The organism is Saccharophagus degradans 2-40 (genome assembly GCF_000013665.1).
Taxonomy (GTDB): Bacteria; Pseudomonadota; Gammaproteobacteria; order Pseudomonadales; family Cellvibrionaceae; genus Saccharophagus; species Saccharophagus degradans.
This window is the reverse complement of sequence record NC_007912.1, coordinates 3948622-3968927: the sequence shown is the minus strand read 5'-3', so window position 1 is coordinate 3968927 and position 20306 is coordinate 3948622. Positions and strand designations below refer to the sequence as shown.

General features: G+C 48.0%; 12 protein-coding genes. All 12 read left to right on the top strand.

Annotated features, from left to right (window positions below; all coding sequences use genetic code 11):
* Positions 1–4: 4 nt before the first annotated feature.
* On the top strand, positions 5–568 hold the full coding sequence (locus tag SDE_RS16275) for a chemotaxis protein CheW (RefSeq protein ID WP_011469579.1): 564 nt from the start codon (positions 5–7) through the stop codon (positions 566–568).
* Positions 569–612: 44 nt separating this feature from the next.
* The gene (locus SDE_RS16270) at positions 613–2916 is read left to right on the top strand and encodes a methyl-accepting chemotaxis protein (RefSeq protein WP_011469578.1); all 2304 of its coding nucleotides are present in this window, start codon (positions 613–615) and stop codon (positions 2914–2916) included.
* A gap of 73 nt (positions 2917–2989) precedes the next feature.
* Positions 2990–3847 carry a CheR family methyltransferase gene (locus tag SDE_RS16265; RefSeq protein WP_011469577.1) on the top strand — a complete coding sequence of 286 codons (858 nt, stop codon included), beginning with the start codon at positions 2990–2992 and terminating at the stop codon, positions 3845–3847.
* A gap of 2 nt (positions 3848–3849) precedes the next feature.
* Positions 3850–4506 carry a chemoreceptor glutamine deamidase CheD gene (gene cheD, locus SDE_RS16260; RefSeq protein WP_011469576.1) on the top strand — a complete coding sequence of 219 codons (657 nt, stop codon included), beginning with the start codon at positions 3850–3852 and terminating at the stop codon, positions 4504–4506.
* Between the two features lie 11 nt (positions 4507–4517).
* On the top strand, positions 4518–5564 hold the full coding sequence (locus SDE_RS16255; protein ID WP_011469575.1) for a protein-glutamate methylesterase/protein-glutamine glutaminase: 1047 nt from the start codon (positions 4518–4520) through the stop codon (positions 5562–5564).
* 492 nt (positions 5565–6056) lie between these two features.
* Positions 6057–7502, top strand: coding sequence for a circularly permuted type 2 ATP-grasp protein (locus tag SDE_RS16250; protein ID WP_011469574.1), 1446 nt, complete (start codon positions 6057–6059; stop codon positions 7500–7502).
* Positions 7503–7505: 3 nt separating this feature from the next.
* On the top strand, positions 7506–8444 hold the full coding sequence (locus tag SDE_RS16245) for an alpha-E domain-containing protein (RefSeq protein ID WP_011469573.1): 939 nt from the start codon (positions 7506–7508) through the stop codon (positions 8442–8444).
* Between the two features lie 99 nt (positions 8445–8543).
* Entirely contained in the window at positions 8544–11894 is a 3351-nt protein-coding gene (locus SDE_RS16240) for a DUF2126 domain-containing protein (protein ID WP_011469572.1), read from the top strand.
* A 155-nt stretch (positions 11895–12049) separates the two neighbouring features.
* The gene (locus SDE_RS16235) at positions 12050–14611 is read left to right on the top strand and encodes a circularly permuted type 2 ATP-grasp protein (protein WP_011469571.1); all 2562 of its coding nucleotides are present in this window, start codon (positions 12050–12052) and stop codon (positions 14609–14611) included.
* Positions 14608–15486: a transglutaminase family protein gene (locus SDE_RS16230; protein ID WP_011469570.1), complete on the top strand. Its 879-nt coding sequence runs from the start codon at positions 14608–14610 to the stop codon at positions 15484–15486. Before SDE_RS16235 ends, SDE_RS16230 begins: the two co-directional genes overlap by 4 nt.
* 328 nt (positions 15487–15814) lie before the next feature.
* The gene (locus tag SDE_RS16225; RefSeq protein ID WP_011469569.1) at positions 15815–17011 is read left to right on the top strand and encodes an efflux RND transporter periplasmic adaptor subunit; all 1197 of its coding nucleotides are present in this window, start codon (positions 15815–15817) and stop codon (positions 17009–17011) included.
* Positions 17011–20292, top strand: coding sequence for an efflux RND transporter permease subunit (locus SDE_RS16220; RefSeq protein ID WP_011469568.1), 3282 nt, complete (start codon positions 17011–17013; stop codon positions 20290–20292). Before SDE_RS16225 ends, SDE_RS16220 begins: the two co-directional genes overlap by 1 nt.
* Positions 20293–20306 lie beyond the last annotated feature (14 nt).

The window sequence follows — 20306 nt, the reverse complement described above, 5'->3', positions numbered from 1 at the left end:
AGTAATGGAACCGATGGAAAAAACTGACAATCTTGATCGGTCATCTACGGGAACTAATAATACCGCTATGGATGGCGGTTTGGATTCTAGCGTAACCGATCAATACTTAACCTTTATTGTGGCAGAGGAAGAATACGGCGTGGATATTCTTTGCGTTCAAGAAATTCGCGGTTGGGAGTCGGCCACGCCACTGCCTAACGCGCCCGATCATATAAAAGGGGTAATTAATTTGCGTGGCACCATCGTGCCTGTTATCGATTTGCGTACGTGTTTTAGTCTGGAGGTTGTGGATTACTCGCCGATTACAGTAGTAATTGTTTTAAAAGTAAAAACTGCACAAGGCAGCCGTACGGTTGGCATAGTTGTGGATGCAGTTAGCGATGTATATACCCTTAACCCTCGCGATATGAAGCCCGCCCCCGACCTAGGTGATTCTGTTGCTACTGAGTTTATTCGAGGGCTAGCAAATATAGACAACAAAATGGTGATTCTACTCGATATGGATCGCTTGCTAAAACTCGACGGTATGCCAGATCTTTCTACCCTGAAAGACCAGGTGCAAGTTTAATCAACGTATTAACAGAATTTGTGAAATAGGGACGGGTAAAAGATATGAAAAAATTGTTTGAGTTGTTTGGCGGTGGTCACAGCCGGCAGGAAAAAGAGTTAGAAGATAAAGTAAATGCGGCAAGAAGTGCTTTGGCCGTAATTGAATTTACGCCAGAAGGTGTTGTAGAAACCGCAAACGATCTGTTTTTAAATGCGATGGGCTACAGCTTAAATGAAATTCAAGGTAAGCACCATTCAATATTCGTTACAGATGAATATAGAAATAGCAACGATTACAAGAATTTTTGGAGTAATTTACGCCGTGGCGAAAGTCTGTCGGGCGAAATAGAGCGGGTTACAAGCAATGGTGAATCTGTTTTGCTACATGCGACTTATAGCCCTCTCCTCGACGAGGATGGCTCAGTATATCGCGTAATAAAATTCGCGACGGATATTACTGAAGTTCGCCGAGAGTCCAATCAGGCTAGCGCACTTAAATTGTGTCAGGCAAATGTGATGCTTGCCGATAATGAACTGAATATTGTTTATATGAACGATACAGTAGTAGAAATGCTACAAGAGCGCGAAAAGGAATTGCAGCAACACCTGCCTAGCTTCAAAGTAAAAGATTTAATTGGCACCAACGTTGATACTTTTCATAAAAGCCCAGAGCATCAACGCAATCTGCTAAGAGAACTTAAAACACCCTACAAAACAACATTAAACATAGGCGATATGGTGTTCGGCTTGATTGCCACGCCCTGGTTTAATAGCAATGGTGAGCGGTTAGGCACACTTGTAGAGTGGCTTGATAAAACCGAAGAAGTGAAAAAACAAAACGAATTGGCGGCGATAGCGGCAGAGAATGCACGTGTACGCTACGCGCTAGATAGCGTCACCGCAAATGTCATGATTGCCGACCCTGAAGGCAATATTTTATATATGAACGAATCTGTAAACGGCATGTTCAAAAATGCAGAATCGGATATTAAACGCGACCTCCCCAATTTTGATAGCCGCACATTGGTGGGAACCAATATGGATGTATTCCATAAAAACCCTGCGCATCAACGCAATCTATTGAATAACCTCACCAGCACGTATAACGGCGGTGCAAAGGTGGGCGGTAGATCATTCACTGTTATTGCAAACCCCATTTTTGTAGATGGAAAGAAAATTGGCGCTGTTGTGGAATGGGCCGATCGCACCGCTGAAGTGGCAATAGAGAAAGAAATAGACGAAATGGTGGCGGCCGCGTCTCAGGGTGATTTTACTAAACAAATTTCACTGGATGGCAAGAACGGTTTCTTCTTAGGGTTAGCGAAAGGCCTGAATGATTTGGTCACTACAGTTGAAGTGGCGCTGAATGATATTTCGCGTGTGCTTGGCTCTATGGCGCGTGGCGTGTTAACAGAGCGTATTACCCGCAATTACGACGGATCTTTTGGCGAATTAAAAGAAAACGCCAACGGTACCATCGAAAAACTTACCGATATTATTGGCAAAATTCGAACTGCCTCAAATGCAATAAGCACAGCGGCTAATGAAATTGCACAGGGCAACGCCGATTTAAGTCAGCGCACAGAAGAGCAAGCTTCTTCACTAGAAGAAACCGCCTCTAGTATGGAAGAAATGACCTCTACCGTAAGGCAAAGCGCCGAAAACGCACAACAGGCTAATACCCTAGCTATGTCTGCTCAGAAAAAAGCAGGTGAAGGTGGTCAGGTAGTCTCTAAAGCTGTTGAGGCAATGGGTGCAATAAGCGAATCCAGTAAAAAAATTAACGACATTATCGGCGTAATCGACGAAATCGCCTTCCAAACTAACTTGCTCGCCCTTAACGCCGCAGTAGAAGCCGCGCGCGCAGGTGAACAAGGGCGAGGTTTTGCGGTAGTGGCAGGTGAAGTACGAAACCTTGCTCAGCGCTCAGCCGCTGCGGCGAAAGAAATTAAAGAGCTTATTCGCGATAGTGTTTCTAAGGTGGAGGATGGCACAGTGCTGGTCAATCGCTCTGGTGAAACCCTAGAAGAGCTGGTGTCGTCGGTAGAAACCGTAAGTAATATGATGCAGGAAATAAGCAATGGCGCAACCGAGCAAACCTCGGGTATTGAGCAAGTAAACACTGCAATTTCGCAAATGGATGAAATGACGCAACAGAACGCAGCACTCGTAGAGGAAGCATCGGCCGCAGGTGAGGCCATGGCAGAGCAAGCAGCGCGGCTAATGGAAGAGGTGTCGTTTTTCACTATATCGCAAAATCAACAACACATGGTCGTTAGTGCTAGTGCTCGCCCAGCGAAAAAGAGCGTTTCTACTCGCGCCTCTAGCGCACCCAGCGTTTCAGATGACGACTGGGAAGACTTTTAACGTTTAACGCTTAAATGTGTGTGGCGATGCAACTCATCGCCTCTTTGTTTGTATAAATACTCGGTTTTATAGCATGGTTAACCCAAGTCGAACAGCAGTAGTTGGGGATCACGAAGCGCGTGAGTTTCCTATGTCTATTGCCAATTTCGAAATAATAAAACGTATTGCAATGGAGTGGACAGGCATTAGTCTTTCCGATCATAAGCGCAATATGATCTATGGTCGTTTGTCGCGCCGGTTACGCGCGCTTGGGTTATCTGATTTTAATCAGTATTGTAACTTGTTGGAAGCATCGCCCGCGGCCGAAAAAACGGAGTTTATCAATTCAATTACTACAAACCTTACGGCTTTTTTTCGCGAAATACACCACTTTGAATATTTGGCACGTACTGTTATTCCAAATTTAATGCGGGCTAATGCAGCGAGTCGTAAAATTAGAATTTGGTCTGCAGGTTGCTCTACAGGCGAAGAGCCATATTCAATAGCCATGGTTTTTAAAAGCTTCTCGGCCCTAAAGGGTTGGGATGTGAAAATTCTAGCCACCGATCTTGACTCCAATGTGGTTGCCAAAGGCGCGGGCGCGGTTTACCCCATTGATAGAGCCGAGGGCGTACCGGATAAATACCGGCAGTTTTTTAAAAGGGATAAAACTTCCAATAACGTTCAAATAAAAGACAGCGTGCGCGAATTAATTCGATTTCGTCAGCTCAACTTATTACACGAATGGCCAATGCGCGGTTCTTTCGACATTATATTCTGTCGGAACGTGGTGATTTATTTCGATTTGCCAACCCAGAAAAAACTCTTCAACCGTTACGCGGATATGCTCGTTGATAATGGCCACCTGTTTATTGGCCATTCGGAAAACCTCTATAAGGTTACCGATAGATTTAACAGTATGGGCCGTACTATTTATCAAAAAGCGTACTGAAAATGTTAAAGGGATTAACAAGTAAAGCAGATGCTCGTTTAAAGCCTGCGCTACCAGGGTTTACCAATGTATACCGCTACTGGGATGCTCGTTTCGCTAAGGTGGCCGTAAAATTACAGCCTGGCGAATGCTATGTAACTAAAAACGACGAAATGTTAGTGACTGTGCTGGGGTCGTGTATCGCTGCGTGTATCCGCGACCCAGTTGCCGGTGTAGGAGGTATGAACCATTTTATGTTACCCGAACAAGCCGCAGGGCATGAAATCACTCGCAATAGCTTGAGTAACCCCGAGCTGTGTTACGGCAACTGGGCGATGGAGCACTTAATAAATAGCATTATTAAATGCGGCGGTATGCGCAATAGGCTGGAGATCAAATTATTCGGCGGCGGGCGGGTGCTGGCAAATATGGTGCGCATGGATATAGGCCAGCGCAATATAGAATTTGTAGAAAGCTTTTTAGCTAATGATGAACTGCCTGTTATTGCAAAAGATTTAGGCGGTAACTACCCAAGAAAAATTCTTTATTTTGCCGCAACAGGGCAAGCCAAAATGAAAAAAATGGGTATTGCATCAGATACTAACTTGGTTAAACAAGAAAAAGCTTACTTGGATTCTTTGGCCACTAAGCCCAGTGCGGGCGATGTAGAACTGTTTTAGCAGGAGCCAAGATGAAACCTATAAAAGTACTAATAATTGACGACTCCGCTCTCATCCGTTCATTACTGCGCGAAATGATTACCAGCGACCCGCGGCTAGAAGTGTGTGGCGCGGCAGAAGACCCTTATCAAGCGCGCGAAATGATCAAACAACTTAACCCCCATGTGCTAACACTGGATATAGAAATGCCGCGCATGAACGGTATTTCTTTTCTTAAAAACCTAATGCGTTTGCACCCATTACCAGTGGTAATGATTTCTACTCTCACTCAAGTAGGGGCGCCAGAAACACTCGAAGCGTTAAGCTTGGGTGCCGTGGACTTTATCGGCAAGCCCAAGCAGCATTCCGATTTAGGTTTAAGCCAGTACCGCGACGAGATTATTCGCAAACTTATCTGTGCGGCGGGCGCAAATGTAACGGCTATGGAAGGGGTAGGCAAAGCTAAAGCTACAGGGTTGGATGCTGTGGCTCAGTCCAAGTCGCTTAAAACAGGCTTTTTGTGTGCCATAGGTGCGTCTACTGGTGGCACTGAAGCTATTAAAGCGGTTGTATCTAGTCTGCCTTTAAACAGTCCGCCTATTGTTGTTACCCAGCATATTCCACCTGCATTTAGCACATCGTTCGCAAAACGCTTAGATGGTGCTAGTGCGGTAAAAGTATACGAAGCGCAACACCAGCAGCCTATAGAAAAAGGCTGTGTGTATATTGCCCCTGGCGATGCCCACCTTAAAGTAAGCAAAACTGCTAAGGGCTATATTTGCTTGTTGGATTCCGGCGAAATGGTAAATCGTCATAGGCCATCGGTAGAGGTATTGTTCGATTCAGTATGCGAGCAGGTGGGCAACAAAGCCATGGGCGTCATTTTAACTGGTATGGGTGCCGACGGAGCTGAAGCACTGAAGCGGATGCGTGATGCCGGTAGTCACACAATTGCGCAGGATGAAGCCACCTCTATTGTTTGGGGGATGCCCGGCGCTGCAGTGAAATTGGATGCGGCAGCAGAAGTGCTTCCGTTAAACAAAGTAGCTGCAAATATAATTAAGCACGCGTTGAAATAAGTGAGTCGCAGTGTATAAAGGCGCAGCGCCTAACTCACTCAGTAAAGCGCCATGTGCCATACCACACGCTTTTAGTGTGGCATGGCATTATTGTGTTCCGTAGCTGAGCACAAGTCTGCTTGTGTGCACTGCTTTAAGGCGGTTTCAGGCCTTCCCCCCTTTACATTCGCGTAGACTGTGCCATGATCGTGCAAACAGTATCGTACTGTTAAATGTTAACGTGTTTGGCTTGCTGGCGCCTATTCTTGCCTGTATTGTTCCGCCTAAACCAGCCAATTCGGCGTGCGGTGAGGCTTTTGTACCGAATTGGTAATAACTGGTAACAATTTACTTATCAATGTAATGAAGTAGGCGTGAATCCTGCAGGTTAACAGGTTCACATTCCAAACGTTGGTGCGTGATGTTCCCAATAAAAGATAATTCAATGCCACACAGGTTATTTCCCTGTTAAGTTGGTATAAAGCCTCTTCAATAAGTTAGCGGGTATACGGAATGGCAATAGATTGGAGTACCTACTCGTCAGATAAATTTTATGACGAGCTGATTAATTCTAATGGCAATGCGCGCAAGCAAGCTAAAAAGCTTGTGTCGTTAATGCGGTCACTAAGCGAAGAAGATATCGCATCGCGCAAACAATCGGCAGAAAGTACCATCAAAGAGATGGGCGTGTCGTTTACGGTATATACCGAAGGTGGCAACATCGATCGCGCCTGGCCATTCGATATTATTCCTCGTGTTATTTCATCTAAGCAGTGGGAACGAGCCGAAGCGGGTTTAAAGCAGCGCTTACAGGCGCTTAACCTGTTTATCGATGACCTCTACCACGACCAAAAAATTATCAAAGACGGCATCATCCCCGAATTTATTCTCAAACAATCTAAAAACTACCGCAAAGAATGCGAAGGCATGAACCCAGCGCACGGCGTATGGGCACATATTTGCGGTACCGATTTAGTGCGTGCCGACGATGGCGAATTCTACGTATTAGAAGACAACCTGCGCGTACCGTCTGGCGTGTCGTATATGCTAGAAAACCGCGCTATTACCAAGCGCGTATTGCCAGAGCTATTTGAAAAAATTGATATCGCCCGTGTGGATGACTACCCCGCACGCCTATTCGATACCCTGGTTGCGCTTTCGCCACGGCGAATTAAAAAGCCCGTCATTGTGGTGCTTACCCCCGGCATTTTTAACTCCGCCTACTTCGAGCATGCTTATTTGGCCCAACAAATGGGTGTTGAGCTAGTAGAAGGCAGCGACTTGGTGGTGCAAAGCGACGATATCGTATACATGAAAACCATCTCTGGGCTAGAGCGAGTAGATGTGATTTACCGCCGTATCGACGATCTCTTCCTCGACCCCGAAGTGTTTGATAAAACTTCTGTGCTCGGCGTTGCCGGTTTAATGCGCGCGTGGCGCAAAGGCAATGTGGCCTTAGCTAATGCACCCGGTGCCGGTGTGGCAGACGACAAAGTGGTGTATGCTTACGTGCCAGACATTATCAAATACTACCTCGACCAAGACCCAATACTACCTAACGTAGAAACCTTTTTGTGCTACGACGATAAGCAGCGCGAATATGTATTGGCCAACTTAGACAAGCTAGTGGTTAAACCCGCAAATGAATCTGGCGGTTACGGTATGCTGGTGGGGCCGCACTCCACTAAAAAAGATCAGGCCATGTTTGCCGAGCTTATAAAAGCTAACCCGCGCAACTATATTGCGCAGCCAACGCTTAATCTTTCTACTGCACCAACCATTGTTGGCAAAGGCGACCTAGAGCCGCGCCACTTAGATTTGCGCCCCTTCATTTTGCAATCTAAAGATACCTACGTTACCAAAGGCGGCTTAACCCGCGTGGCAATGCGCAAAGGTTCACTGGTGGTTAACTCGTCGCAGGGCGGTGGTAGTAAAGATACTTGGATAGTGGAGGAGTAACACATGACAATGCTATCTAAAGTAGCAGAAAGGGTGTATTGGACAGCGCGCTACCTAGAGCGTGCAGAAAACACCGCGCGTTTAATTCAGGTATACGACAACCTACTGTTCGACTTGCCGCGCAACGTCGACCTAAGTTGGTACAACCTTATTACCCTAAATAGCCAACAAATAGATTTTGAAGATCGCTACAAAGTGCACGACGAGCGCAACGTTATTAAGTTTTTGGTGGGCGACGAATCTAACCCTTCTTCGATTGTGTCGTCGCTGGCGCTAATTCGTGAAAACGTACGCACCACCCGCGATGTTGTGCCAGAAGAAACCTGGGAGCTAACCAACGAGCTAAGCCTGTATGTGCAAGAAAACTTACAGCAGGGCATCAACCGCTCTAAGCGTCACCAGTTTCTAGATGGCGTAGTAAAAGGCTGCCAACAAATTTTAGGTTTGCTATACGGCACCATGCCACACGACGCCGCATGGTATTTCTTGCGCTTAGGCAGAAACCTAGAGCGTGCCGATATGACTACTCGCATAGTTGATGCTGGTGTAGCGGCGGTGTTATCGCTAGAGGAAGACGACACAGTAGTGAACAGCCGCCAAATTATTTGGGGCAACGTATTGCGCTCTGCCGGTGCCGATCAAAGCTACCGCCGCACAGTAAGAACCTCGGTTAAGGGCGAAGCAGTACTTAATTACCTGCTAGAAGACCCAGCATTTCCGCGTTCTATTCATCACTGCTTAGCGGCAATTGCAGATTCTGCTGCAAAATTACCGCGATCGCGGCCAGTGGTCACATCTTTGCAAGAATTACAGGCCACAGTATTTGAAGATGTAAATTACGATGAGCTGGGCATGCCCCTGCGCGATTACCTGAATGAACTGCAGTTAAAACTGGCAACAATCCATTCGATAATTGCCAACCGGTGGTTTCCAACCATTTAATTTGCTCGGCTTTATTAGCTTTACCCATTAATACCCATTTCGCCCGCACGCCAAGTGTGCGGGCTATTTCTACTCTCGTTAACGCTCTTAGGTGTATGTATGACTATCCGTGTCGCTTTACAGCACAACACGTATTATAAATTCGACCGCATGGTTAACCTGTCGCCCCATGTCGTGCGCTTGCGCCCCGCGCCCCATAGCCGTACGCCTATTACCAGCTACAGCCTTAAAGTAAAACCCGAAACGCATTTTATAAACTGGCAGCAAGACGCCTTTGGCAACTACCTTGCGCGGTTGGTGTTCCCCGATAAAACCAAAGAGTTTTCGGTAGAAGTAGAAGTTATTGCCGATATGACGGTAATCAACCCGTTCGATTTCTTCCTAGAAGAGTATGCCGAAAAATTTCCGTTTGAATACGAAGATCAACAAAAGAAAGAGTTGCTGCCCTACCTAGAAGCCAAAGATTACGGCCCCAAGTTTGCAGAGCTAGTAAAAGGTGTATCGCTTAAATCTAGGCCCACCAACGACTTTTTAGTAGAGCTTAACCAAAGCATTCAAAAAATAGTGGATTACACCATCCGCCTAGAGCCGGGTGTGCAAACGCCAGAAGAAACCCTAGAGAAAAAGCTGGGTTCCTGTCGCGACTCGGCGTGGTTACTGGTGCAGTTGTTCCGCCACTTGGGCGTAGCTGCGCGCTTTGCGTCGGGTTATTTGGTGCAGTTAAAAGCCGACGAAAAATCATTAGATGGCCCCTCGGGCGCAGAAGAAGATTTCACTGACTTACACGCGTGGTGCGAAGTATTTTTACCCGGTGCAGGCTGGGTAGGGCTAGACCCAACCTCGGGCTTGTTTGCCAGCGAAGGCCATATCCCACTTGCGTGTACGCCAGACCCAAGTTCTGCCGCACCCATTGCCGGCTTTACCGATAAGTGCGAAGTAGAATTCGACTTTTTAAATACCGTCGCGCGCATCCACGAAGACCCGCGCGTAACCAAACCTTACACCGAGCAGCAGTGGCAAGAAGTACTTGCTCTAGGTAAATTTGTAGATAGCAAATTAGAAGCCGGTGATGTGCGCCTTACCATGGGTGGCGAGCCAACGTTTGTTTCTATAGACGATATGGAATCGGCACAGTGGAACACCGCCGCCCTAGGCGAAGATAAGCTGCGCTTAGCGAAAACCCTACTGTTAAAACTGCGCGATCACTTTGCCCCGCACGGCTTACTGCATTACGGTCAAGGTAAGTGGTACCCGGGCGAAGAAATTCCGCGCTGGGCGCTGGGTTTATTTTGGCGTAAAGATAACGAGCCACTGTGGGCCGATCACAAACTCCTAGCGCGAGTAGATAAAGACTACGGCCACGGTTTAACTACCAGCACCAAATTTGCACGCAAACTGGCTGCCAAACTGGGCCTGGAAAAAGACTTTGCCCAACCCGCCTATGAAGATGGTTTGCATTACCTGCTAGAAGAACGCTCGCTGCCCAACAACATAGATAAACTGTGCAACTCGGTAATGCGCAACGATTTAAGCCGTAAACGCTTAGTGCATTTACTTGAAAAGGGCATAGATAAACCCACAGGTTTTGTACTGCCCCTAGCCAAAGACTTAGCCAACAATTGGATAAGTAGCAAATGGCCAATGCGACGCGAGCGCATTGTGCTTATTCCAGGTGACTCCCCCATGGGGCTGCGTTTGCCATTGGGGTCGCTACCGCTCGAAGAAGAAAAAGAACTCGATGTAAAACCCGATCCGTTCGAGCAACGCCAGTCGTTGGCTCCGCACAGCGAATTGCTACAAGGCGCAGAAAAAATTCAGCCGCAAGTGGCCGAGCCGGTAAAAGAACCAAACGCAAAACAAACGCAAACCGTACCCGTTGTGCGCACCGCGTTATGTGTAGAAAGCCGCAAGGGCAAACTGCATTTATTTATTCCGCCCATTCCGCTATTGGATGATTATGTAGCGCTTATTGCGGCCATAGAAGCCGTAGCCAAAGAAATGGATGTGCCGGTAATTATTGAAGGCTACGAGCCACCGCGCGATTCGCGCCTTGTTAAATTATTGGTTACACCAGACCCAGGTGTAATAGAAGTCAACATTCACCCAGCGAACAACTGGGATGAAATAGTCGCCACTACTTCCGAGCTATATAAAGCCGCACGCGAGTCGCGTTTAGGCACCGAGAAGTTTATGTTAGATGGTCGTCACTCCGGTACCGGCGGCGGCAACCACGTAACCCTAGGTGCGGCCACGCCCGCCGATAGCCCATTTTTGCGCAGGCCAGATTTACTGCGCAGCTTTGTGACCTATTGGCAGCACCACCCCAGCTTGTCGTATTTGTTCTCTGGTGGGTTTGTGGGGCCAACCAGTCAGGCGCCGCGCGCCGACGAAGGCCGCGACGAAATGCTTTACGAAATGGAAATAGCTTTCGAGCAAATGCCAGATGGTTTTGTCAACGAACCGTGGCTAGTCGATCGACTAATGCGCAACCTGCTAATAGACATTACCGGCAACACGCACCGGGCAGAATTTTGTATAGACAAACTCTACTCGCCAGATTCACCCACAGGGCGGCTGGGCATATTGGAGTTCCGCGGTTTTGAAATGCCGCCGCACTATCAAATGTCGCTGGTACAAATGTTGTTAATTCGCGCCTTAACCGCGCGTTTTTGGCAAAACCCTTACAAGCAACCGCTGGTGCGCTGGGGTACGTTGCTACACGATAAATTTATGTTGCCTCACCACGTGTGGGCCGACGTAAAAGATGTGGTTAAAGACCTAAACGACCACGGTTTTCCGTTCCGCGAAGAGTGGTTGTTGCCGTTCCAAGAATTCCGCTTCCCCCATTACGGTCGGGTAGAAGTAGACGATATCGAATTGGAGCTGTGCTGGGCCGTAGAGCCTTGGCATGTGCTGGGCGAAGAGATAGGCAGCTCGGGTACTGCGCGCTACGTCGACTCGTCGGTAGAGCGCTTACAGGTAAAACTTACAGGCTTAACTGAGGGGCGGCATGTGGTTGCTTGTAACGGTCGCCGTGTGCCGCTGCGCAACACAGGTAAAAAAGGCGAGTATGTTGCTGGGGTACGCTACCGCGCCTGGGCACCGCCTTCGGCATTGCACCCTACATTGGGCACGCACACACCATTGGTGTTCGATATTATTGATGCATGGAATGGCCGCGCCATTGGCGGTTGTACTTACCATGTATCGCACCCGGGCGGTCGCACTTACGAAACCTTCCCTGTAAACGCGTTCGAAGCCGAGTCGCGCAGGGTAAATAGGTTCGATCAAATGGGGCACACCCCTGGGCCAATTACCCCGCGCCCAGACCTAAACGCAGTACGCGAGTTCTTCCCGCACGGTAAGTTACCTAAGCCTATGGCGCCGCCGCCAGAAGAACCAGCAGGTGAATACCCATACACCTTAGACTTAAGACGAAAGCCTAGATAACCAGCAATTTACGTTGCGGGTGCCTATAATTAACTCAATCTTTATAGGCACCCAACACCTACTGCTATAAATTAGTGCTTTTTACTGGGTGCCGTGGTGCTTTTATCTCTATATCATAGCGCCCAATTCATCCTCTACTGCAGGTAAGTGACAACGTGTCGCAATCTCAAAGCCAAACTTCCAACATTCATACAGCGCAAATCCCCCTTGCCTACCGCAAGGCGAAAGCGCATGTGGACGAGGTTTTTACGCCCACCGGCGAGCAGCGGGAGCATTGGAACTACCTGTTAGAAAGCCTAAAAACATTGGGGGCAGGCGGTTTAAGTGACCGTCAAGCCAAGGCCCTGCGTATTCTGCGCGACGATGGCGCCACCTATAATATTTACGGCGATAGCGCCAGCCTAAGCCGCACCTGGGAGCTAGACCTTGTTCCCGCACTTATTAGCAGCGGCCAATGGAACAAAATAGAATCTGGCTTGCTCGAGCGCGCCGAGCTACTTAACGCCCTATTAAAAGATATATACGGCCCGCGCGATTTAATTCGCCACGGCATTATTCCGCCAGAAGCGCTGTTTAGTCACAACGGCTTTTTGCGCCCTTGCCAAGGTATTGTTACCCCCGGCGATCAAGAGCTTATATTGCACGCCGTCGATATGGTGCGCGATGCCGACGGTGAAATGTGCGTACTGGCAGATCGCACCCAAGCCCCCAGCGGCATGGGCTACGCCTTAGAAAACCGCACGGTTATGTCGCGGGTGTTGCCCAGCTTGTTCCGCGATAGCCAAGTGCACCGCTTGGCCACGTTCTTCCAGCGCCTGCGTCAAAAGCTGGCGTCTATGAGCGAAGCGCACGACCAACCGCGCATAGTGCTGCTTACCCCCGGCGCCCATAACGAAACCTATTTCGAGCACGCCTACTTAGCTAACTACCTTGGGTTTCCGCTGGTACAAAGCGGCGACTTAGTGGTGCGCAACGGCTTTTTGTGGATGAAATCCCTCGATGGCTTAAGCCGCGTAGATGTGATTTTACGGCGCGTAGACGATTGGTTTTGCGACCCCGTAGAGCTGCGCGGCGATTCTCAATTGGGTGTGCCCGGCCTGCTAGAAGTGGTGCGCGCAAACCGTGTGGTTATTGCTAACCCGCTGGGTTCCGGCGTATTAGAAAACCCCGTATTGCTTAAATACCTGCCGCAAATAAGCAAAGCATTGCTTGGCCGCGAACCGCGTATGAAATCTATTCCCACCTATTGGTGTGGCGATAAAAAAGATATGGAGTACATCACCAGCCATTTTGATCAGCTGGTAATTAAGCCTATTTCGCGCGGCGTAGGGCGCAGCAGTGTGCTTACCCATACGCTAAGCAAAAAAGATCGCGAACAATGGCTGCAACGCATCAAAGCACAACCGGCCAACTATGTGGCGCAAACCTGCTTAATTGCCAGCCATCTGCCTACTTTTATTAACGGCGAACTACAGCCAAGGCCGGCCATTGTGCGCAGCTATGCGGTGGCGTTCGAAAAATCCTATTACTTGATGCCCGGCGGCTTAACCCGAGTGGGTACCGAAGAGGGCGGCTTTTTAATTTCTGCCCAAGCAGGTTCGCAAAGTAAAGATACCTGGGTAATAGCCTCCGAACCCGAGCGCGTAGAAAACGACAGTGCAGGTGGCGATACGTTAATAGTCTCGGGCGACGAACACCTAATGAGCCTGCCCAGCCGCGTAGTAGAAAACCTATTTTGGATGGGCCGTTACGCCGAGCGCGCAGAAGCGTCGCTGCGTATACTGCGCACCGTGTTTGTATTGCTTAACGGCGAAGAAATTATTTCTGAAACCAGTCGCAAATATTTACTGCAAACCGTATCGGCCATTACTGCAACCTTGCCGGGCTTTCACTCGCCAGAATTGCAAGCCAACCCAGATAAAGAATTACTGTCGCTAACCAAAGACGCCAATCGCGCTGGCAGTGTGCACTTTAATTTAAATGCCATGTTGCGCTGTGCCGATGAATCTAAAGAGCTACTCTCATCCGATACACTGCGCGTAATAAACGATATACGCGATGGCCTCGATGATTTAGAGCAGTCTTTAAGCGGCGGTATGGCATCTGCCCCCGAAGAAGCGCTCGACCCTTTTGTAACGGCACTTATGGCCTTAGCTGGTTTAGCGCGCGAAAGTATGGTGCACGGCATAGGCTGGCAGTTTATGGAAATTGGCCGCCGCATAGAACGCGGTGTGCAAACCATATGCATAATGGATCAATTACTAACTCCCGTGCTTAGCGAAAACGATCAAAAAACCTTAATGCAAGCGCTGCTTACTTCGGTAGAAGGTTTAATAAGCTATCGCCGCCGCTACCGCGCGCGCATGGGGGTGAAGCAAGTACTCGAGCTGGTAATGATGGATACCGCCAACCCGCGCTCGCTGTTGTTTCAATTTAGCGAATTAAAAAGCCAGTTGGCAACCCTGCCCAAGGCCAAAGCAAAAGCCTATGAATTAAGCCCAGACGAGCGCGTAATTCTCGAAGGTGAAACCGCCATACGTTTAGCGTCGTTAGATGTAATGTGCGAAGAGCACAAAGAAGGACGCACCCAATTGTCTGCTCACCTTAAACAGTTTAATAACTTATTAGGCGACCTAAGTATTGTGATTAGCGAGAAACATTTCGAGCACCGCATTGGGCCGCAGCAGTTAGTTAGCCGGTTGTCGGAGGAATTGTGAAATACCGCATTCGCCACATAACCGAATACAAATATGCCGCGCGCGTTTCTAGCTGCTATAACTTGGCGCAAATGGTGCCGCGCAGCACATTGCGGCAAACCTGCGAACGCAACTTTATAAGCGTATCGCCGCACCCTGCATTTACCGGTAAGCGCACCGATTACTTTGGTAACACCTCTTACCACTTTGAATTACAGCGCGCCCACAAAACCTTAATAATTACTTCCGAAAGCGAAGTAGAGGTATCGGCACAACACAGTGCGTTAAATTTGGATTTTGGCGTAACCTGCGCCGATGCGCTTTCACTGCTAGCCACCTCGAAAGACCCAGAGCTATTGCTCGCGCGTGAGTTTTGCTTAGATTCGCCCATGGTGCGCGCAACTGATGAGCTACGCGAATACGCGGCACCTTCATTCGCACCCGATAAACCACTGTTATCGTGCGTGGCAGATTTAACTCGCCGCATATTCGAAGATTTTAAATACTGCCCAGAATCTACCACCGTAGCCACGCCGCTTAACGAAGTGCTCGCCAATAAAAAAGGCGTATGCCAAGACTTCGCCCACCTGCAGGTAGGCTGTTTGCGCGCGTTGGGCTACCCAGCTAAATACGTATCTGGCTATATAGAAACCTTGCCTGCACCTGGCCAAGAGCGCCTGGTAGGGGCCGATGCCACTCACGCGTGGATAAGCGTTTACTCGCCCCGCGAAGGTTGGTTTGAATTTGACCCCACCAACAATCAAATAGCTGGCGACCAGCATATTATTACCGCATGGGGCCGCGACTACTTCGATGTAACGCCCCTGCGCGGTGTAATATTTGGCGGTGGTGAATCGCCAATATTGCAAGTATCTGTAGATGTTGCGCGTATCTAACTGCGCGCTAGCATCTAGGCTAACCATTCCACTGCGCTTTACCGACCCTATTCCCCGTTCACCCCCGCCCAGCTGCCACTAGGCACACTAATACCCATGCCTTTACCCATTACCATTACAATTGGTGGGCAATCGTTAGTTTCTAATCGCTAATCGCTAGTTACTAATACCTAGCACTTAACACCTAGCATTTAGCGATTAACAATTAGTGTTTAAATATTTTGAATCTAAATTGGGTTTTTGGGTGTCCTATTGGGGTTATTCGAACGCAATACATGGTTTTGCCGTCTAGAATGGCGGCTGTTTTATATTACTTGGGACTTTTCTAATGAGCGTAACCAAACAACAAATTTTTCGGCCTATAGCGGTTCTACTTGGTGGAGCTGCTGTATTCACTCTGATTATGTTTACCAAATCGTCAGACGATAAACGCGAAGAAGAAAAACTTGTACCTTATGTTTCAGTAGAAAAGGTAGAGCTAGCCCCCATTCAGTTAGTCGCTCACTCGCAGGGCGAGGTGCGTTCACGCTATCAAACCCGCATAGTTAGCGAGGTTAGTGGTAAGGTGCAGGCTGTGTCTCCCGCGTTTGAAAATGGCGGTTTGGTTAAGAAAGGCGAGCTGCTTGCGCAAATAGACCCGTTCGATTACGAAGTAAAAGTGCAGCAAGCCAAAGCTAACCTTGCCAGTGCGCGCGCTGCGTTTATCCAAGAGCGCGCACAGGGCCGGGTAGCCGAGGCCGAGTGGGCGTCTATTACCAACGCCGAGCCATCTGAGTTGGGTTTGCGCAAACCACAGCAAGAGCAAGCATTGGCTTCTGTTAAAGCAGCAGAGGCGGCCTACACCCAAGCGCAAAAAGATTTAGAGCGCACCCAAATACTCGCCCCTTTCGATGCCCTAGTTAAAAGCCGCGATGTTAGCCCCGGTACGTTTTTAAACATAGGCGGCACGCTGGGCGAGTTGTTAGATGTTTCCCTTGCAGAAGTACGTTTACCTGTTAATCAATCCGATTTCTCTATTTTGCAAAATGCAGGTCGCAATGCACAAGTAGTGTTACGCGGCCATGTGTATGGTCAAACGCAAACGTGGCAGGCACGCATTGTGCGCGACGAAGGCATGGTAGATGCCGCAAGCCGTATGATTTACCTCGTGGCACACATTATCGATCCCTACGCGCTTAATAACGCTACACCCCGTTTACCCTTTGGCACCTATGTGTCGGCAGAAATTCACGGCGAGCTATTACCGCAGGCATTAAAAATTCCTCGCCGTATATTTATTAACGGCGCAATCCCCGTTGTAGCAGATCACAAATTAGAATTGCGCGAGGTAACGGTACTAAAAGAAGAAGGCAAGCACAGCATAGTATCTGCCGGGTTGGCCGACGGTGATTTAATGGTGGTATCTACTTTGGCCGCGCCCATTGCCGGTATGGAGCTAACCTGGGAAGGCGCACCTACCCCCAAAAGCGAAGAGGCTACAGAAAAGGCAATTGCGAGCGCCGCCGATGTAAAGGAGGTTAAATAATGTCTTCGCCAACCAATACCCAACCACCAAATGAACCGCAACAAGAACCAGACGGCAGCGCCTTGCATTCATCTTACGATACCAGCACAGGCATAATTGCTTGGTTTGCCCGCAACAGCGTGGCCGCCAACCTATTAATGGCGTGTATTATTATTGCTGGCGTAATGGCCGCGCTACAAATTCGTAAGCAGATGTTTCCAGCAATGGAAATAAACTGGATAAACGTCAATATTCCCTATCGCGGTGCCGCCCCGCAAGAAGTAGAAGAAGCCATAACCGTAAAATTAGAAGAAGCCCTAGCGCAAGTGCAAGGCCTAGAGCGGGTAATAACCTATTCCAATAGAGGGAATGCTAGCGCCAATATTCAAGTATTAGAAAGCTACGATATTCGCGAAGTACTCGATGATGTGAAATCAAGCATCGATTCTATTTCGAGTTTTCCGGCGGGTATGGAGCGGCCAATTGTTAATCAGGCCAAATACCGCCAAGAAGTTATGTACATAAGTCTTTCTGGTGATTTAGATAGAAAATATTTAAAACAGCTGGGCCAATCTATACAAGACGAACTGCAAAATTTACCCGGCGTAAACATTACCGATTACTACAGCGGTGCAGGGTACGAAATTGCCATAGAAGTCGACCCCATTCGTTTGCGCGAATACGATTTAACTTTTAACGATATTTCGCAAGCCATTAGTAAGTTCTCTACCAATAGCTCTGCCGGTCAAATACGCGCAGACGAAGGCACTATTTCTGTTCGCGTAGAAAACCAAGCCTATGTGGGCTACGAATACGAAAATATACCCATTAAAACTTTACCCAACGGCACCCAGCTTTTGGTGGGCGATATAGCCACTGTACGCGATGGTTTTGAAGAGGGCATTAGCTTTAATAAATTAGATGGCCAAAACGCGGTAATCTTTTTTGTGGGTGCATCGGCCGACCAAAGTATTACGGTTATTTCGGAAACCGTTAACGACTATTTACAAAAACGCCAAGCCACCCTGCCAGAAGGTGTAAGGCTAGAGCCGTGGGTAGATTTAACCTACTACCTAAATGGCCGCCTAAATATGATGCTAAGTAATATGTGGTTTGGCGGCATTTTAGTGTTGCTCATTCTCGCAACATTTTTACGCTTGCGCCTAGCGTTTTGGGTAATGATGGGGCTGCCGGTTAGCTTTTTAGGCGCCTTGGCGCTGCTGCCCATAAGCTACATAGATGTAACCATTAACGTTGTAAGTTTATTCGCCTTTATTATGGTGCTGGGGGTGGTGGTAGACGATGCCATAGTTATTGGCGAAAGCGTGGCCTCGGAGGTAGAAGAAAAAGGCCAAACCCTAGATAACGTAATACGCGGTGCGCAGCGGGTTGCAGTGCCGGCCACCTTTGGCGTGCTTACAACCATAGCCGCGTTTTGGCCTATGGTAATGGAAAGCGGCCCGCAATCGGAATTTTCTAATGCTATTGGAACTGTGGTTGTACTGTGCTTGTTGTTTTCGCTGGTGGAATCTAAATTAATTCTGCCGTCGCATTTGGCGCATATGAAACCAGAAAACCCCGAAACACGCGGCTTTTTAAAAGGGCCGCGCAATGCGCACATGCGTTTTAGGCAAGCGGTAGATCGCAAGCTAAATAACTTTATTCAAAATATTTATCAGCCGTTTATTTACAAAGCAATTCACTATCGCTACGTAGTGTGGGCGGCGTTTACTGCGCTTATTTTTATTACCGCGTCGTTTTTTATTGCCGGTAAAATTGGTTTTGTGGGCTTTCCAAAAGTACCGCACGACTTTTTAGATATAAATATAGAAATGGCAGAAAACACGCCAGAGCAAGTTACCCTAAATACAATAGAGTCGCTAAACGACATTGTAGAAAAAGCGAATGCCATGGTAGAGGAAGAATACGGCGCAACCATGGTTGATAGAATTATGCTCGAAATTCACAGCCGCACGTCTGCAAAAATTACAGCCAAACTTGTAGACCCAGAAATACGGCCCGCTTCACCCTTGGTGCTTTCTGCCAAGGTGCGCGAAATTATGCCTAAGTTCCCAGGCCTAAAACGCATAACTATTCGCGATACCATTGGGGGTGGTGGTGGCGGTGGCGCCAATAACGGCGATATTAGCTTTAGAATTAAAAGTAAAGATGAAGCCCAACTAAAAGCCGTTGCTGCAGCCATAAAAGACGAGCTTGCAACCTACGAAGGCGTATTTGAAATTAACGATAGCGAGCAAGACCCAGTTACCGAAGCGCGCTTTAGTTTAAAACCCCATGCCACTAGCTTAGGTTTAACCATTGCCGATGTTGCCGGCCAAGCCAGTGCAGCACTTTACGGCTTAGAGGCGCAGCGCATAGTGCGCGACAGAGATGAAATAAGAGTCATGGTGCGCTACCCAGAGCACTACCGCGATGCCATTAGTCATGTGGGCAATGTGTTAATTCAAACACCGGCGGGTACGCGTGTGCCACTAAACGAAATTGCCAATATCGATTTTGTAGATAGCGTAAACCAAATTTACCGCGAAGATGGTAACAGGGCGATTACTGTGTACGCCTCGGTCGATGCAGAAAAAACTTCAACGTTTAAAGTAGCCGATGCGCTAAAAGCCGATTTGTTCGAAAAATTAAAAGGCCAGTACAGTCGCGTAGAAATTGAAGAGGCAGGCGATTTAAAAGATAACCGCGAAACCATGCAGAACAATATAATTAATATATTTAAAATATTAATTCCTATTTATATCCTGCTGGCGCTGCCATTGCGTTCCTACTTGCAGCCACTAATGATTATGTCGGTAATACCTTTTGGTGTAGTAGGTGCAATATACGGGCATTTATTGTTGGGGTTAGATCTAAGTGCAATGAGTTTGTTTGGTATTTTCGCCGTAGTGGGGGTAGTGGTAAATGATTCGCTAGTCATGGTGGATTACGTCAACTCCGCCAAAAAGGCCGGTTACGATTTAGTCACCTCGGTATGCATGGCAGGTGTTAAACGCTTTAGGGCCATAATACTCACATCGCTTACTACGTTTTTTGGGTTAATACCTATTATTTTTGAACCCAGCCTGCAGGCACAAATTGTGATTCCTATGGCGGTATCGCTAGCCTTTGGGGTGCTGTTTGCCACCGTGGTAACGCTAATACTTATACCGTGCTTATATGTAATGGCGCGCGATGTAAAGCAGGTTATTGTTGTTGTGTTTAACGCTTTCGCAGAGGTGTTTTGGATACTGCACAATTTTATATTTGCAGTACAAACACCACCTAAAAATAAGCCGTAATTTGTTGTAAAGCG

Excerpts from the sequence above, each read along its gene's own strand:
- SDE_RS16265 (WP_011469577.1), top strand. The coding sequence starts at position 2,990 with ATGGTTAACCCAAGTCGAACAGCAGTAGTTGGGGATCACGAAGCGCGT.
- SDE_RS16220 (WP_011469568.1), top strand. The coding sequence starts at position 17,011 with ATGTCTTCGCCAACCAATACCCAACCACCAAATGAACCGCAACAAGAA.
- SDE_RS16240 (WP_011469572.1), top strand. The coding sequence starts at position 8,544 with ATGACTATCCGTGTCGCTTTACAGCACAACACGTATTATAAATTCGAC.
- SDE_RS16250 (WP_011469574.1), top strand. The coding sequence starts at position 6,057 with ATGGCAATAGATTGGAGTACCTACTCGTCAGATAAATTTTATGACGAG.
- SDE_RS16270 (WP_011469578.1), top strand. The coding sequence starts at position 613 with ATGAAAAAATTGTTTGAGTTGTTTGGCGGTGGTCACAGCCGGCAGGAA.
- SDE_RS16225 (WP_011469569.1), top strand. The coding sequence starts at position 15,815 with ATGAGCGTAACCAAACAACAAATTTTTCGGCCTATAGCGGTTCTACTT.
- SDE_RS16245 (WP_011469573.1), top strand. The coding sequence starts at position 7,506 with ATGACAATGCTATCTAAAGTAGCAGAAAGGGTGTATTGGACAGCGCGC.
- cheD (WP_011469576.1), top strand. The coding sequence starts at position 3,850 with ATGTTAAAGGGATTAACAAGTAAAGCAGATGCTCGTTTAAAGCCTGCG.
- SDE_RS16255 (WP_011469575.1), top strand. The coding sequence starts at position 4,518 with ATGAAACCTATAAAAGTACTAATAATTGACGACTCCGCTCTCATCCGT.
- SDE_RS16275 (WP_011469579.1), top strand. The coding sequence starts at position 5 with ATGGAACCGATGGAAAAAACTGACAATCTTGATCGGTCATCTACGGGA.